The following is a 15,177-nucleotide window of genomic DNA, read 5'->3' on the forward strand; positions in this document are numbered from 1 at the left end:
GCCCGGCCGCGACGAACAGCACCGAAGCCGGGGGTTCCGCCCGGACGCCGACGCTGATCGGCACCGGCGCGCCCGTGACGCTCACGATTGCCGGGGCGTCGAATTCCACACTCAGCCCGCCCAGCACACATTCGATGGCCGCCGCCGATTCGGCATTGCCCACCAGGCGGTTGGCCAGCCGCAGCGCCCGGCGGTCCACGGCCCCCGAGACCCCGACCCCGGCGTGGAACCAGCCCGGCCGCCCGAGATCCTGCACGGTGCTCAGCGCGCCCGGCTCGAGCACCCGCATCCGCGCCGCCGGGGCTTTCACCGATCCACCGCCACGAACCGGACCCGGGTACCCGCGCGCAACAGCGCCGGTTCCGGCCGCGCCACATCCCACAGCACCAGGTCGGTGCGGCCGATGATCTGCCAGCCGCCCGGCGAGCTGCGCGGATAGACGGCGCTGTATCCCCCCGCCAGGGCGACCGACCCCGCCGGGACCGCGGTCCGGGCCTGCGGGCGCCGCGGCACCGACAGTCCGGCGTCGGGCGCGTGCAGATAGCCGAATCCGGGTGCGAAACCGACGAAGGCGCACCGCCAGTGCGCAGCGGTGTGCCGCTCGACCAGCTCCCCGGGCGAGACCCCCAGATGGTCGGCGGCATCGGCGAGGTCGGGCCCGTCGTAGCACACCGGAACGGTCACCGTCTCCGCCTCGGCCACACCATCGGCATCGGCGCCCGATGCGAGATCCAGTGCGCGCACGCGTGATTCGATCGCCGCCGGGTCGATGCCGGGACACAGCGTGAGCAGGACGGTCCGGGCGGCGGGCAGCAGGTCGGCCACCCCGTCGATCGGCGCGCGCCGCAGGTGGTCGAGCAGCAGCGGCAACTGGGCGGCGTCGGCCGGTTCGAGGAGCAGCGCGCGGTCGCCCGCGGGCCGCACGGTCAGCGCGCTCATGTGAAGCTCCGCAGCTCGACGCCCTTGTCCAGCAGCGACTGCCGGATCGAGCGCGCCATCCGGACCGCATCGGGCGAATCGCCGTGGACGCAGAGGCTGCGCACCTCGACACGCACCGGGTCGCCGGCCACCGTGTGGGCGTATCCGTCCACGGCGATCGACACCGCCTGCCCCAGCGCCGCTTCCGCGGCCAGCACCGCACCGGCTCGCCCGCGCGGCACCAGCCTCCCCTCGGGGGTGTAGGCGCGGTCGGCGAAACCCTCCGCGTAAAACGGGATTCCGGCCGCCTCCGCCGCGCGAGCAAGCTCCGAATCGGCGGGCCCGAGCAGGCTCAACCCACCGAAGGTGAGCATCGCCGCCACCACCGCCTCGGCCGCCGCGGGATCGGACGCCGCCGAGTGATACAGCGCACCATGGGGTTTCACATAGCGCACCCGATCGCCGGCGGCCCGGGCGAAGCCTTCGAGTGCGCCGATCTGATAGATCGACTCGGCGGTCAGCTCGGCCGGGGACACCGCCATCTCGCGGCGGCCGAATCCGGCGAGGTCGCGATAGGAGATGTGCGCGCCGATCCGCACGCCGTGCGCGACCGCCAGATCACAGGTGCGCCGCATGATCACCGGATCCCCGCCGTGGAATCCGCAGGCGATATTGGCGCTGGTCACGACGTCGAGCAGTGCCTCGTCGTCACCCATCGTGTACGCACCGTATCCCTCCCCGAGATCGCTGTTCAGATCGATCACCACGGAGTATCACCTCGCCTCGCCGTTGTCCTACCACCATCGTCCGCGCTCGTCGCCGATACGCCACCGTGGGCGCATTCTCCCCCGCCCACCGCCTAGGGTGGCGGGAATGGGTGAGGTCATCGCCGTCTACGACGGCCGCGGCAACGAGACCGGCAGTGCCGAACGCGCCGAGGTGTATGCCGAAGGATTGTGGCATGCCAGTGCCGGCGTGCTGGTGCGATCGCTCGACGGGCGGCGCATCTACGTCCATCGGCGGACCGATACGAAGATGGTGTTCGCCGGGATGCACGACTGTCTGGCCGGCGGCGTGCTGGCCCCCGGGGAGGATCCCGCCGCCGCGGCGGCGCGCGAGCTGGGTGAGGAGCTGGGAATCGTTGCGGCCCCGGCGGACCCGCGGCCGCTGGCCCGGGTGTCCTGGGACGGCAGCTGGGCGGGCCGCCCGATGCGGTGCCATCTGTTCGCCTACGAGATCCGCTCCGACGGGCCGATCACCGTTCAGGCCGAGGAGATCGCCGCGGGCTGGTGGTGGACCGACGCGCAACTGTGGGAGCATCTGAGCGATCCCGGCTGGCCGTTCGTCCCCGACACCCGAGTCCTGATCGGCGACCTGCTGCACCCGCGCGATCGGCCCTAACCGGACGAGGTGACCGCGCCGGCCCACGCCGCGAACGCGCCCGGGTTGCGGGTCTGCAGCAGCACCCGGCCCGGACCGGTGAAGTCGAACACCAGCCCCTCGCCGGAAGTGATCGATTGCAGCGAACGACCCGAAACCGCCCGGCGGATACCGAATTTCAGTGCGAGGTCGTAGGCCACCACGTGTCCGCAGTCGATGGTCACCGACTCACCCGGCTGCAGATCGATCACGTCGATCGCGCCGAAGACGCCGAGCACGACCTCACCCTGTCCCTGGGCGCGCAGGCCGAATCCGCCCTCGCCGCCGAACATGTTGGCGAACCCGCCCCATTTCGCTTCCACCTGCACGCCATGGGAATTGGCGATCCAGCCGCCGCGGCTGATGAAGTACGGGCGGTCCGGCGCGATCGGCAGTGCCAGCATGTCACCGGGTAACGCCGGCGCGACATCGACCCAGCCGCCCTGCGGGGGCGCGGTGAACGTGGACACGAAGAACGACTCACCGGCCAGCACGGAACGCTTCAGCCCCGCCAGGAATCCGCCCTCGGCCTTCGCGGCCAGGCTCACTCCGGCCGAATGGGCCACCATCGCACCGGTTTCCGCACGCAACGGCTCCCCACCGGCGAGAAAACACCGTGCCACCGTGGACGACGGATTATGCCGCAACACCACCTGCATGGCCGCGACGTTAGCAGCGCCGGGGGCGGGATGTCCCATTCACCAGCACCCGGCGGGCGGGCATGCGATGATGCCGGGCGACCGAACCGAATCACGAGACGAATGTCGGAGGCCCGCCCCGGTGCATATCGATTTCCCACCCTCGCAGTCCGATCTCGACCACTCCGCCCGCCGCGATCGCAGATCGCGCAGATTGCCGGTGCGCAGCGGCTTGGCGGCGGCGGGTGCGGCGATCGCGCTGCTGGCCGGCGGCACGACTGCGGTGGCCGCCCCGCTGCCACTGCACACCCAGGCTCCCGGCTGCATGACCCCCGGCGACGCTCAGCCCAACGGCAAGCAGTGGCCGGCCGAGCCCGCGGTGACCATCGACCCCAACGCCGGGTACACCGCGACGCTGGAAACCAACTGCGGAACCATCACCGTCGCCCTCGACTCCGCGCGGGCGACGCATACGGTCAACTCGTTCGCCTTCCTCGCCGGCGAGCAGTACTTCGACCACACCCGCTGCCACCGCCTGACCACCGAGGGCATCTTCGTGCTGCAGTGCGGTGATCCGACCGGCACCGGCACCGGCGGTCCCGGCTACCGCTTCGGCGACGAGAACCTGGCCGGTGCGACCTACCCGGCGGGAACGGTCGCGATGGCCAACTCCGGCCCCAACACCAACGGAAGCCAGTTCTTCCTGGTCTACTCCGACAGCAAACTGCCGCCCAACTACACCCCGTTCGGCCGGATCACCGGCGGTATGGATGTGTTGCAGAACATCGCCGCGGGCGGCGTGAAGGACGGATCCGGCGACGGCGCACCGGCCACCGATATTGTGCTCGACTCGGTGGCCACTGCCCGGCGCTGACACCGGATACGGCGAAGGCCGCGCTCGCGATGCGGGCGCGGCCTTCGTGTGTGCGCGGTACTCCTAGAGGTACTGACCCGTATTGGATTCGGTATCGATCGCCCGGCTCGCCGAAGCGTTCTTACCGGTAACCAGCGTCCGGATGTAGACGATCCGTTCGCCCTTCTTACCCGAAATACGTGCCCAGTCATCAGGATTGGTGGTGTTGGGCAGGTCCTCGTTCTCGGAGAACTCGTCGACTATCGAGTCGAACAGGTGCTGGATGCGCAGACCGGGGTTGCCGGTCTCCAGCACGGACTTGATCGCGTACTTCTTGGAACGGTCCACGATGTTCTGGATCATGGCGCCGGAGTTGAAGTCCTTGAAGTACAGGACCTCCTTGTCACCGTTGGCGTAGGTGACCTCGAGGAAGCGGTTGTCCTCGCTCTCGGCGTACATCCGGTCCACGACCCGCTCGATCATCGCCTGGACGCACTTGGCGCGATCGCCGGCGAACTCGGCGATGTCGTCGGCATGCAGCGGCAACTGCTCGGTGAGGTACTTGGAGAAGATGTCCTGTGCCGCTTCGGCATCCGGACGCTCGATCTTGATCTTCACGTCCAGGCGGCCGGGCCGCAGGATCGCGGGGTCGATCATGTCCTCGCGGTTGGACGCACCGATCACGATGACGTTCTCCAGGCCCTCCACACCGTCGATCTCCGACAGCAGCTGGGGCACGACCGTGGTCTCCACATCGGAGGACACACCCGAACCACGGGTCCGGAAGATCGAGTCCATCTCGTCGAAGAACACGATCACCGGGGTGCCTTCGGAGGCCTTCTCACGAGCCCGCTGGAAGATGATCCGGATGTGGCGCTCGGTCTCGCCCACGAACTTGTTCAGCAGCTCGGGACCCTTGATGTTGAGGAAGAAGGACTTGGCCTCCTTGGCGTCCTCACCGCGCGCCTCGGCGATCTTCTTCGCCAGCGAGTTGGCGACCGCCTTGGCGATCAGCGTCTTACCGCAGCCCGGCGGACCGTAGAGCAGCACACCCTTGGGCGGGCGCAGCGCGTACTCGCGGAACAGATCCTTGTGCAGGAACGGCAGCTCCACCGCGTCGCGGATCTGCTCGATCTGACGGCCCAGGCCACCGATGTCCTCGTAACCGACATCGGGCACCTCTTCGAGCACCAGATCCTCGACCTCGGCCTTGGGGATGCGCTCGAACGCGAATCCGGCCTTGGTGTCGACGAGCAGCGAATCACCCGGGCGCAACCGCCGCACGGGCGCGTTGGGATCTTCGACGTCGTCAGCGTCGACCAGCGCCGACAGCGGGCCCGACAGCCAGACCACGCGTTCTTCGTCGGCATGGCCCACGACCAGGGCGCGGCGGCCGTCGTCGAGGACCTCGCGCAGGGTGCCGATCTCACCGGTCCGGTCGAAGGTGCCGGCCTCGACGACCGTGAGCGCCTCGTTCAGGCGCACGGTCTGTCCGTAGTGCAGTTCCGAGGTGTCGATGTTCGGCGAGCACGTCAGGCGCATCTTGCGTCCCGAGGTGAACACGTCGACCGTCTGATCCTCGTACACACCGATCAGCACGCCGTAGCCGCTGGGCGGCTGGCCCAGCCGATCGACCTCCTCACGCAGCGCCACCAACTGCTGACGAGCCTCTTTGAGGGTGTCCATCAGTTTGGTGTTGCGAATCGTCAGCGAATCGATACGAGCTTCCAATTCCCTTGAACGATCCGGCGAGTCGGCGAGTTGCCTACGGAGTGCAGCCGCCTCGGCGCGTACCACCTCGAGTTCTCTCCAGGCCGCCGAATCCGAATTCTCGATGGGGCTCATGATGCTGCTCCTCCCAGTCCCGGTCTATCAACGCTACCGGGCGCGAACCGTTCTCGCTTTCCGACATGGTTTCGTCGTGATCACATCTCAGCTGCGGTCTACCGGCCCGGGCCACCATGTTAGCCTGCCCTAACCTGCATTCGGCGAGCGAATTCGCCGGACCGAACCGAAAGGTCTAGTCGATGCTCCTTCCTACCCGCCACAGCGTTACTCCCTTCGGCGGCAGTACCCGCACCGGGAGCAACGCCACGCGGACCGCCGGTGTTTCCGGTTCGCGCCGGTTGCGTCTTGCTACGGCTACCGCGTTCGCCGCGCTCGCCGTTACCGCTATGACAGCATGCGGGTCCGACAATTCCCAGGACTCCACGCCGACGAAAGCCACCACGGCCACCTCGGCCTCGGCCGCCGCGACGAGCGCCGCCGCCGCGCCCGCCCCCACCGCCGAGGAACTGCAGGCCACCCTCAACGGTTTCGTGGATCCGGCCAAGCCGACCACCGAGAAGGAAAAACTGGTGGTCGGAGGGGATAAGCGCGCCGCCAACATCGACACCATGACCAAGGGGCTGGCCAACTACGGCACCATCACCTTCACCGTCGCCGACATCAAGACCGAGGGCGACCAGGCCACCGGCCAGGTCACCATCACCTCCCCGCACGGCCCGGCGGGCCCGATGCCGATGACCTGGCAGCACTCGGCCGCCGGCTGGCAGCTCTCGGACGCCTCCGCATGCCAGATCCTGGCCATGGGCATGGCGCCCTGCCAGCCCTGATCGGGCCACGACACCGGCCCCGGTTTCGCCAGGCGCGAACCGGGGCCACCGCGGCGGCCGGGCGGCCGCCGGTCGAGCCGAGGACAGCGAACGAAAGGACGAGCCCTCAGTCGCCCGCTCAGCCCTTGGAGGGGCGCCGCTGCGGTTTGGGTGCCACCACGCCGTCGGCGAGGCGCCGGGCGCTCACCAGGAAGGCCGTATGCCCCTGCATGCGGTGTTCGGGGCGCACCGCCAGGCCGACCACGTGCCACGGCCGCACCAGCGACTCCCAGGACCGGGGCTCGGTCCAGCACTGTTGCTGGCGCAGCGCCTCCACGACCTCCGACAGCTGCGTGACGGTGGCGACGTAGACGATCAGGACTCCGCCGGGGATCAGCGCGCGCGACACGGCCGGCAGCGCGTCCCACGGTTTGAGCATGTCCAGAACCACCCGGTCGACCTGCCCGCCGTCGTAGTCGGCGACGTCGCCGAGGGTCAGCGTCCAGTTGTCCGGCCGTTCGCCGAAGAATCGCTCGACGTTGCGCACGGCGTGCTCGGCATGGTCCTCGCGGATCTCGTAGGAGCGCACACTGCCGTTCGGCCCGACCGCGCGCAGCAGCGAGCAGGTCAGCGCACCCGATCCGGCGCCGGCCTCGAGCACCCGCGCTCCGGGGAACACGTCACCCTCGTGCACGATCTGCGCGGCGTCCTTGGGGTAGATGACGGCCGCACCGCGCGGCATCGACAGCACATAGTCGACCAGCAGCGGCCGCAGCGCGAGATACGGTGTGCCGTTGGCGGATTGGACCACACAGCCCTCGTCGGCGCCGATCAGCTCGTCGTGGCGGATCGGTCCCTTGTGGGTGTGGAACTCCTTGCCCGGCTCCAGGACGACGGTGTGTTGCCTGCCCTTGGCATCGGTCAGCTGCACCCGGTCCCCCGTGGCGAATGGGCCGGTCCGTCTGGCCGTCATGAATCTCCGTTCTCCTGTGCGTCATTTCCGGCGGCGGTAACGCGCCGCGGAATGTGTCGGTACCCGCCGATAGCCTGCCAGGTATGTCCGCACCACCGACGGCGACCCCGCCCGAATTACCGGCCGTTTCCCGCGGACCGGCGTTGTCGCCCTCGCGGGCAATCGATTTCAAACAATGTCCGCTCAAATACCGATTACGCGCGATCGACCGCATTCCGGAAACTCCCGGCCGCGACGCCGTCCGCGGAACGGTGGTGCACGCGGTGCTGGAATCGCTGTACGGGCTACCCAGTGGTGAACGCGTTCCGGAGCGGGCCGCGGCGCTGGTGGAACCGGCCTGGCAGCGTTTGCTGGCAGATCGCCCCGAGATCGAGGTGGTGCTCGAACAGGGCGGTCTCCCACCGTTTCTCGACGAGGTGAGCCGCCTGGTCCGCGGCTACTACCACCTCGAGAACCCCACCGGATTCGACCCGGAATCCTGTGAATCGCTGGTGGAAGTCCGGCTGGCGGACGGATCGCCGCTGCGCGGTTATGTCGACCGCATCGATATCGCGCCGGACGGCCGGTTGCGGGTCGTCGACTACAAGACCGGCCGCACTCCCGCGCCCGATGCCGAACAGAAGGCGCTGTTCCAGCTGAAGTTCTACGCGCTGATCATGTACCGCACCCGCGGGGTGGCCCCGGCCGAGCTGCGGCTGCTGTACCTGCGCGACGGGCAGATCCTGACCTATGCGCCGGACGCGGACGAACTCGTCCGGTTCGAGCGCATCCTGTCGGCGCTGTGGGCGGCGATCACCACCGCCGGCCGCGACGGCGATTTCCCGCCGCGGCCCGGGTGGAGCTGCAAATTCTGCGAGTACCGCTCCCTGTGCCCGGCCTACGGCGGTACCCCGCCGCCGTATCCGGGCTGGCCGGACGATGCCGCCGCGACGGTGCCGCATCCGTGACCGCGGCGCCGTCCGCCGACGTCAGAAGGCGCGGCAGGAACGGATATCGGTGGCGAGGATCGCCTTGGCGCCGAGTTCGGCGAGCTGATCCATCACGTCGTTGCCCTGATTGCGGGGCACCAGCGCGCGCACGGCGACCCAGTCCGGATCGGTCAGCGGGGACACGGTCGGCGACTCCAGCCCGGGCGTGATCGCGGCGGCGCGGTCCAGCAGATCCTTCGGGCAGTCGTAATCCAGCATCAGGTACTGCTGGGCGAAGACCACGCCCTGGACCCGGGCGATGAGCTGGTTGCGGACCTTGTCGCTGCGATCGGAACCGGTGGCCTCGATCAGCACGGCCTCCGAATCGCACAGCGAATCGCCGAAGGCGACCAGATCGTGCTGGCGCAGGGTGCGGCCGGAGCCGACCACATCGGCGATGGCATCCGCGACGCCGAGCTGGATGGAGATCTCCACCGCGCCGTCGAGCCGGATCACCTCGGCCTCGATGCCGCGGCGCTGCAGATCCTGCAGCACCAGATTCGGGTAGCTGGTGGCGATCCGCTTGTCGTAGAGATCCTCGACCTTCCATTCGCGCCCAGCGGGGGCGGCGTAGCGGAAGGTGGAGCGGCCGAAACCGAGGCCGAGGCGTTCCTGCACCGGGGCGCCGGAATCCAGGGCCAGATCGCGGCCGGTGATGCCGAGGTCGAGGCGTCCCGACCCGACGTAGATCGCGATGTCCTTCGGGCGGAGGAAGAAGAATTCGACCTGGTTGGCGTTGTCGATCACCGACAGGTCGCGCGAATCGCTGCGTTTGCGGTAGCCGGCCTCGGTGAGAATTTCGACGGCCGATTCGGACAGGGCGCCTTTGTTGGGGACTGCGACGCGAAGCATGGGGTGTCCTTTCGGGACGGGTGGCGGACAGATGTGTCAGGGAGCCGGTCGAACCGTGTCGCCCGGGAGCCTGGTGGCCCGGGCCTCACCCGTCACAGATGTCGGTACACGTCCTCGAGCCGCAGACCGCGGCCCACCATCAGCACCTGCACCCAGTACAGGAGCTGCGAGATCTCTTCGGCCAGCTGTTCGTCGGTCTCGTGTTCGGCGGCGATCCACACCTCACCGGCCTCTTCGATCACCTTCTTGCCCTGCGCATGGACCCCGGCGTCCAATGCCGCCACGGTTGCGGAACCTTCCGGACGGTTGGCCGCACGATCCTGCAGCTCGGCGAACAGGGTTTCGAAAGTCTTCACGGGAGGCCATTCTTTCAGACGACCGCATATGTCCCGCAATCGGTTATCGGCGCGGGCGCCGCGGTTGCCGCGGGTGTGCGCGCGGTCACCGTCCGGAGGGCGACGATGCCGCCGGAGCCTCGCGGGGACGATCGATGCGATAGATGTAATGCCATCCGTCGTCGATCGGGTTGTCCGGCGGTAGCTCCCCTGCCGCGATTCGTCGCAGCCCGGCCTTCTCCAGCGCCCGCCAGGACGCGCGGTTGGCCGCCGCGACGGGGATGACGATGCAGTCGGCGCGCGGATAGTCGCCCCAACTCGCCGCGACGACCGCGCGCAGCATCGCCGAACCGAGGCCACGTCCCACCCGCCCCGGCTCACCGATCAAATAGTCCAGCGACACGGCCTCGCCGGGCACCTCGAGGATCGGCCGCATCTGCTCCCCGTACCCGGGCCAGTCCGCCCAGCGGATCCGCTGCACCAGCCCGACGGGTTCGCCGTCGGCGCTGACGAGCAGATCCTCGGCGGCCACCTCCCCGCGCGCGGTCGGGCCGAAGTCACGCTCGACCGCGGCGGCGTCGAAGTCGTGATGCCACCACCGCCGCACATGTGGTTGCGCCAGCCAATGCCCCAGCAGCGCGAAATCCGCCGGTGTGACGTGCCGCCAGGTGAACCGCGGCATCACCGAGTCGACCACGGGAACGAGGCTACCGACAGCGGTGGACGTGCGTCGCGTCGCGGATCACGCCTCGCGCCGAGGCGCGGCGATACCGGCGGATCGGCGCTCCCCGTCGGAGCAGAAGCGGCACAGCACGAGCCGACCGCCACCCGACACGGGTGACGGTCGACCGGGATGCGTCCTGTCGATCAAGCGGAGGCGAGCAGCTCCTCCAGTTCGGATACGGCCCGCCGCAGCTCGTCCGCGAACCGATACATCTGCTCCGCAACGGATTTCGGCGTGGCGAGGTAGATGTTCCAGCGATCCGGCAGCAGGACGTAGGCGATGCCGATGCACTTCTGGCTGGTGCAGCCGAAACCGAAGTATTCGATATTCGCCGAGGGCGCCGAACTCGTACTCAGGTAGTCGTCGCGGGTGATGATCCAGCCCGGGCTGTCGAAGAAGGGCATCGGCTCGGTGGCGCCCAGTTCGGCGCCACGCCGGCGCTGCACCCACTGCAGCTCCCACAGATGCTGCTCCGGCGCCTCACCGCGCTGGCACTGTTTGGCGCGCTCCACGTGCGCGGTCGCGGCCGCTCGGGCGGCGGCCAGTTTCGTCGCCGCATCGGCCGACGAATCATCCATGGCGGCAACGAATTCCAGAATCTGCGGGGTCACCACGCGCATCGCCTCGGTGCGGCCGTTGCGGTACTGCCGGGTCGCGATCGATTCGTAGGTGGCCCCGATCATGCCCTTGCTGCGTTGATGGGCGAGCTGGTAGCTCAACTGCGCGAAGGCGTCCGGCGAGATGCCGAGTTCCTTGGCGCGGCCGGTACCGAAGCGGTCGAACGACACCGTGGTGGTGGCGTTGTCGGCGACGAACTGCGCGAACGCGGCTGCGGCCGAGGAGATCTCACCGCGCAACCGATCGTCGAGCCGGAATTCGATCGGCTCCACCGAGGGCAGTCCCTGCGGTTGCGCGCCCGACTGTGCGGCATGCTCGGCGACCGGGGCTTCGAGCAGCCTGTCGACGAACGACAGGATGGTGGTGCCGTCGAGTCCGCAGTGTTCGACATTGATACCGGCGCTGCCGTCGGCGAAGACGATCAGCGAGACCGCTTTGTCGAACCACCGGTTACCGCTGTCGCCGTGCAGCAGTTGATCGCTGGCCGCGAGCTGATCGGCCGGGGTCACATCGTCGAGGCAGACGCAGAACAGCGCGGTTTCGATCGATTCCAGTGCGGCCGCGTTGACCGGATCGCCGAGCAGACGGGTACGCACCCCGGCCCATTCGGCGCGCGCCATGGTGGTCAGATGCCCGGCCGAGGAGTCGACCGGCAGTTGCTCGGGCGCCGCCTTGAGCACGGCCCGCAGTCCGTCGGCGAGGTCCTCCGGGGCGTGCGGCGCACCGCCGGCGCCGATGACCTCCATCCGGAACATGGCGCCGTGGTGGAAGACCACGATGTGGCGCGCCTGCGACGGGCCGGGCCAGTCGTCGCTGTAGGGCACCCGCACGCTGTCCTGCGGATCGCCCGGAATCCTGGTCTCGGAGAACAGGAATTTGTTCTGCGCCATCGAAAAGTGCGCTCCGCGTTGCACGACCGGCGGGATCTCCTCCCGATCGAGCAGCAGCTTGTAGTTCACCGCGGCGGTGATCAGCGCGGCGGCGCGCTCGGCCTGCTGATCCGAGGTGGACTGCGCCAGTGGCGTGTCGTTGCGGAACAGGAAGAAGAAGTTGGCGTTGACCGCGATCCGGTCGCGACGGCCCAGATAGCGCGAGGGCCAGAACTCGTCGAGCCAGCTGCCGACGCCGGGGCTGCTGTCGAACCGCTCCAGATCGGCGTGCAGGATCCGGGCCGGACCGTCGGCGCGCAGCAGATCGGCCACGGCGCGCTCGGTATCGGCGTATTCGTCCTCCGACAGCAGCGGCCGCGACCACTGCAGGAAACGCGCACAGCTGTCGTCGAGCGTGGGCAGCGGCACGCGCGGCAGCTGATCGTCGAAGGCGAAGGTACGGTCGGTCACGGGCGGTCCTCGGGGGTCGGTGTGGATATGTACAGTTCGGCGTGCAGCCAGCCGTCGGATTCGTAGCCGGTCGGATCGATTCCGTTGGCGGTCAAAGTATTCAGTACCTGTTGCTGTTCGGCCGCGGAGGCGAAGCGACGCTGCCGGAAGGTGCCGGGACGGCGCTCGGTCCGGTACCCCAGGGCGGCGAGTTCGCGCGCGATCGGTTCGAAGGCGTACATCCGCAGGACGAAGTGTGCCATCCACGGTAGCCGGGTACCGTGCGCGCGGGCCACCCGTGTGAGGGTGCGGCCGGTGACGTAACCGACGCAGCCCGTGGAGATCACCAGATCCGCCGACCCGATGATCTTCCGTTGCGCCTCGGTGGGATCGCCCGCCTCCAGATCGGCGTGGACGGTTTCGTGCAGCAGCCCGGTGGCGGCCGCGTAGTCCAACGCCGGCGCGGAGGCGTCCATGCCGATGAAGCGGATCTCGGGCAGCCGGTCGTCGGCGGCCAGGCGGGCGCGGTCGCGGGCGATGCAGGTGGCGGTATCGGCGTCACCGTAGTGCTCGGCCAGATCGGCGACGGTGGTGCCGAAGCGCAGCAGCGCCGCGTTCACCCCGTAGGAGCAGCCCAGGTCCAGGACGGTCGGCGCGGTACCGGTGTGCGCCTCGTAGTCGGCGAAGAGTTCGAGGAAAGCGGGCTTCGCCAATTCCGGGATGCAGTAGTCCAATTCGGCCATCCGGCGGCAGTAGGCGCTCGGATCGGGGCGGTCGTAGATGTCGTCGAACGAAGCTTTTCCGGTGCTGTGCATCGAAACCGTCACGGGCGATCCTCCTGAGTCGAGCGGGTGATCAGTCGAGAAGTCGGTCGCCGCGTACGGCATTGCCCGCCGCGGCCAGATGGTCCGGCAGCACCCGCCCGAACAGTTGCCGGGTGCGTTCGACCGCGCCCACGATGCCCGGGCGGTCGCTGTAGGCGAAGATCGCGCTGTGACGCTGGGTGGCGCCCTCCACCGGTGAGACCCGATGCAGGGAGAAACGGCCCTGGAACAATTGCAGATCGCCGGGGCGCAGCGTGAGCCGCCGGATGAGCGGCTCGCCCGATCCGGTGAGCACCGACCGTACATCGGCCAGATTCTCCGATTCCGGCGTGCGGATGCGCGGGCAGTATTCGAAGACCCCGCCCGCGTCCGGCTCCTGGGTCAGCATCGAGACCGTGAATTCGTTGGTGTCGAAATGCCACGGATGCGACATGCCGGGCGCAACCACGTTGAGACACAACCCCGCCAGCGGATCGGTGTATTCGTGCAATTGCGGCAGACCGAAGCATTCGGCGACCAACCGCTGGAACGTCGCACTGGTGTAGAGCACCTGGATCACCGCGGTCCGGGGAATGAGATCGCGCGCGACGAAGGCGTTTCCGCGCTCGAGCACGATCGTGGCCGGGTGGTCGGGAGGCAGGTCGCTGTCGAGCGGAATGTTGTAGGCGTTGACCTTCTCGACCGTGTAGTAGGCGTGCGGGGCGAGTTCGGCGCCCTCCTCGCGCAGCGTGGCCAGCAGGTCCGGGCGCACGAAGCCGGGCAGGACGGTGCAGCCGTCGGCGGCGAGGTCCTGGCGCGCCCGGCGCACCACCTCGACCCACCGCGCACTGCCGGGTGCGTCGAGCGGATAGCGCTCGGTGTCGACGACGGCAGCCAGTGCAGGGCCGTCCACCCGTTCCGAAGTACCTTCTCCCCCAGCAGTTTCGCCGTTCACCCGGCCCATTTCACCCACGTTGCCACAACCCCCTGTCGCCGCCATGAAGATCATTGTGACCTGCCGGAGGCCATCGCACAGCAGATTCCCGGATATCATTGGGAAAGCTCACAAACCCTCGAGTAACCATGTGCGCCAGCGATATTCGCGACCACAACGCCGCGACGCACCGCGCCCGTCCGGACGCCGGTCACGGGCGGTAGGGTCGCGAGATGGCGCCACTGCGGGTGGGCACCGTCCCGACCACCTCCGACGAATTCATCGGCCGCGAACCGGAACTGGGGCGGCTGGCCACCCTGCTGTCCGGGCCCGCGCGGCTCGTCACGGTGATCGGTGCGGGTGGTCTGGGCAAGACTCGCCTGGTCACCGAGGCCGTGCACCGGTTGCCCCGGACCGGCGAGCGGCGCGTGCACTGGGTGCGCCTGGCGCGGCTGGCGGCGGGGACGGACGCGGCCGGCGTGGCCGAGGAAGTGGTGCGCGCGGTCGTCGATCACGACTTCTCCGGGCGGGATCCCTGGCCGGCGCTGAGCGATACCCTCACTGCCGCCGCCGCGCCCCCGGTGCTGGTCATGGACAACTGCGAGCACGTCATCGACGGTGCGGGGCAGGTGATCGCCGAGCTGATCGAGACGGTGCCGGGCCTGACGGTGCTGGCCACCAGCCGTCGCCCCCTCGGCTGGGTCGACGAGCAACTCCTCCCGCTCCCGCCGTTGACGCAGCGCCAGGCCGTCGAGTTGTTCCACCAGCGCGCGGCCTTGACCGGTACCGTGCTGAGCCCCGACAGCGCCGGCACGGTGGCCTCCATCTGCCGGCATCTGCACCACTACCCGCTGCACATCCGGCTCGCGGCGGCACGGCTGCGGCGGCGACCGCCGGCCGTGATCCTGCGCGATCTCGACGGCCGCGCCGGCGACACCCGCCTGCACTGGCCGCCCGCCACTCTGGTCGGCGCGGACACCCGGCATCGCGGTATCACCGACGTGATCGCGTGGTCGTTCGAACTGTGCGACGCGCGCGAACGGCTGCTGTTCGAGCGGATGTCGGTCTTCGCACCCGGATACGACGTCAATCCCGCCGACGCCGACGCCGATTCGGGCCTCGAGGTGGGCGCCGACCTCGACGCCATCGTGGCCGTCTGTTCCGGCCTCGACACCTCCGACGGTTCCGGGGCGGAGCCCGCCGCCGCGGAGGTCGAGGAACTGCTGGAG

The 15,177-nt window shown here is 69.0% G+C and carries 16 protein-coding genes and 1 pseudogene; 5 read left to right on the forward strand and 12 right to left on the reverse strand.

What is annotated here, in order from left to right:
- From ON23_RS12900 to ON23_RS12910, 3 genes and pseudogenes are all read right to left on the reverse strand, one after another.
- Positions 1 to 310, reverse strand: a pseudogene (locus tag ON23_RS12900) (allophanate hydrolase subunit 2 family protein); the annotation flags it as partial.
- Entirely contained in the window at positions 307 to 939 is a 633-nt protein-coding gene (locus ON23_RS12905) for a 5-oxoprolinase subunit B family protein (protein ID WP_039778375.1), read from the reverse strand. The gene ON23_RS12905 and the pseudogene ON23_RS12900, both read right to left, overlap by 4 nt.
- Positions 936 to 1,685: a LamB/YcsF family protein gene (locus tag ON23_RS12910; protein ID WP_039778377.1), complete on the reverse strand. Its 750-nt coding sequence runs from the start codon at positions 1,683 to 1,685 to the stop codon at positions 936 to 938. The genes ON23_RS12905 and ON23_RS12910 overlap by 4 nt, the downstream gene beginning before the upstream one ends.
- Positions 1,686 to 1,791: 106 nt before the next feature.
- Between ON23_RS12910 and ON23_RS12915 the strand changes: the two genes are divergently transcribed.
- On the forward strand, positions 1,792 to 2,319 hold the full coding sequence (locus ON23_RS12915) for an NUDIX hydrolase (protein WP_039778379.1): 528 nt from the start codon (positions 1,792 to 1,794) through the stop codon (positions 2,317 to 2,319).
- Here the strand turns inward: ON23_RS12915 and ON23_RS12920 are convergent.
- A complete protein-coding gene (locus ON23_RS12920) occupies positions 2,316 to 2,996 on the reverse strand; it encodes a TIGR00266 family protein (RefSeq protein WP_030518137.1) in 681 nt (226 codons plus the stop codon). The genes ON23_RS12915 and ON23_RS12920 overlap by 4 nt on opposite strands.
- Positions 2,997 to 3,117: 121 nt before the next feature.
- Between ON23_RS12920 and ON23_RS12925 the strand changes: the two genes are divergently transcribed.
- Positions 3,118 to 3,849, forward strand: coding sequence for a peptidylprolyl isomerase (locus ON23_RS12925; protein WP_373282186.1), 732 nt, complete (start codon positions 3,118 to 3,120; stop codon positions 3,847 to 3,849).
- A gap of 63 nt (positions 3,850 to 3,912) precedes the next feature.
- On the opposite strand, the gene arc is transcribed toward ON23_RS12925, so the two are convergent.
- Entirely contained in the window at positions 3,913 to 5,673 is a 1,761-nt protein-coding gene (gene arc, locus ON23_RS12930) for a proteasome ATPase (RefSeq protein ID WP_036501801.1), read from the reverse strand.
- A 281-nt stretch (positions 5,674 to 5,954) separates the two neighbouring features.
- Between arc and ON23_RS12935 the strand changes: the two genes are divergently transcribed.
- Positions 5,955 to 6,443, forward strand: a complete 489-nt coding sequence (locus ON23_RS12935) for a WKL family lipoprotein (protein WP_039778381.1) — start codon at positions 5,955 to 5,957, stop codon at positions 6,441 to 6,443.
- Positions 6,444 to 6,561: 118 nt separating this feature from the next.
- On the opposite strand, the gene ON23_RS12940 is transcribed toward ON23_RS12935, so the two are convergent.
- On the reverse strand, positions 6,562 to 7,395 hold the full coding sequence (locus ON23_RS12940) for a tRNA (adenine-N1)-methyltransferase (protein ID WP_039778382.1): 834 nt from the start codon (positions 7,393 to 7,395) through the stop codon (positions 6,562 to 6,564).
- Positions 7,396 to 7,478: 83 nt separating this feature from the next.
- Between ON23_RS12940 and ON23_RS12945 the strand changes: the two genes are divergently transcribed.
- Complete coding sequence (locus tag ON23_RS12945) at positions 7,479 to 8,342, forward strand: RecB family exonuclease (RefSeq protein ID WP_039778383.1); 864 nt, start codon at positions 7,479 to 7,481, stop codon at positions 8,340 to 8,342.
- Positions 8,343 to 8,363: 21 nt separating this feature from the next.
- On the opposite strand, the gene hisG is transcribed toward ON23_RS12945, so the two are convergent.
- The 6 genes from hisG to ON23_RS12975 all read right to left on the reverse strand — a co-directional run bounded on the left by hisG (position 8,364) and on the right by ON23_RS12975 (position 13,927).
- Positions 8,364 to 9,215: an ATP phosphoribosyltransferase gene (hisG, locus tag ON23_RS12950; RefSeq protein ID WP_039778385.1), complete on the reverse strand. Its 852-nt coding sequence runs from the start codon at positions 9,213 to 9,215 to the stop codon at positions 8,364 to 8,366.
- 92 nt (positions 9,216 to 9,307) lie between these two features.
- On the reverse strand, positions 9,308 to 9,571 hold the full coding sequence (locus ON23_RS12955; RefSeq protein WP_030518144.1) for a phosphoribosyl-ATP diphosphatase: 264 nt from the start codon (positions 9,569 to 9,571) through the stop codon (positions 9,308 to 9,310).
- Positions 9,572 to 9,656: 85 nt separating this feature from the next.
- Positions 9,657 to 10,247, reverse strand: a complete 591-nt coding sequence (locus ON23_RS12960) for a GNAT family N-acetyltransferase (RefSeq protein ID WP_245555940.1) — start codon at positions 10,245 to 10,247, stop codon at positions 9,657 to 9,659.
- A 170-nt stretch (positions 10,248 to 10,417) separates the two neighbouring features.
- On the reverse strand, positions 10,418 to 12,232 hold the full coding sequence (locus tag ON23_RS12965; RefSeq protein WP_039778386.1) for a choline/carnitine O-acyltransferase: 1,815 nt from the start codon (positions 12,230 to 12,232) through the stop codon (positions 10,418 to 10,420).
- Complete coding sequence (locus ON23_RS12970; protein ID WP_218001095.1) at positions 12,229 to 13,038, reverse strand: class I SAM-dependent methyltransferase; 810 nt, start codon at positions 13,036 to 13,038, stop codon at positions 12,229 to 12,231. The genes ON23_RS12965 and ON23_RS12970 overlap by 4 nt, the downstream gene beginning before the upstream one ends.
- 28 nt (positions 13,039 to 13,066) lie before the next feature.
- Positions 13,067 to 13,927, reverse strand: a complete 861-nt coding sequence (locus tag ON23_RS12975) for a HalD/BesD family halogenase (protein ID WP_039778388.1) — start codon at positions 13,925 to 13,927, stop codon at positions 13,067 to 13,069.
- 254 nt (positions 13,928 to 14,181) lie between these two features.
- On the opposite strand from ON23_RS12975, the gene ON23_RS12980 reads away from it, so the two are divergent.
- Positions 14,182 to 15,177 (forward strand): AAA family ATPase (locus tag ON23_RS12980; protein ID WP_157170215.1); only part of this gene is annotated, 996 nt, incomplete at its 3' end.

Source organism: Nocardia cerradoensis NBRC 101014 (assembly GCF_000308535.1).
GTDB classification, from domain to species: domain Bacteria; phylum Actinomycetota; class Actinomycetes; order Mycobacteriales; family Mycobacteriaceae; genus Nocardia; species Nocardia cerradoensis.

What these genes read in the sequence shown, in the direction of transcription:
- ON23_RS12905 (WP_039778375.1), bottom strand. Translation starts at nt 939, where the DNA reads ATGAGCGCGCTGACCGTGCGGCCCGCGGGCGACCGCGCGCTGCTCCTC.
- ON23_RS12915 (WP_039778379.1), top strand. Translation starts at nt 1,792, where the DNA reads ATGGGTGAGGTCATCGCCGTCTACGACGGCCGCGGCAACGAGACCGGC.
- ON23_RS12920 (WP_030518137.1), bottom strand. Translation starts at nt 2,996, where the DNA reads ATGCAGGTGGTGTTGCGGCATAATCCGTCGTCCACGGTGGCACGGTGT.
- arc (WP_036501801.1), bottom strand. Translation starts at nt 5,673, where the DNA reads ATGAGCCCCATCGAGAATTCGGATTCGGCGGCCTGGAGAGAACTCGAG.
- ON23_RS12940 (WP_039778382.1), bottom strand. Translation starts at nt 7,395, where the DNA reads ATGACGGCCAGACGGACCGGCCCATTCGCCACGGGGGACCGGGTGCAG.
- ON23_RS12945 (WP_039778383.1), top strand. Translation starts at nt 7,479, where the DNA reads ATGTCCGCACCACCGACGGCGACCCCGCCCGAATTACCGGCCGTTTCC.
- hisG (WP_039778385.1), bottom strand. Translation starts at nt 9,215, where the DNA reads ATGCTTCGCGTCGCAGTCCCCAACAAAGGCGCCCTGTCCGAATCGGCC.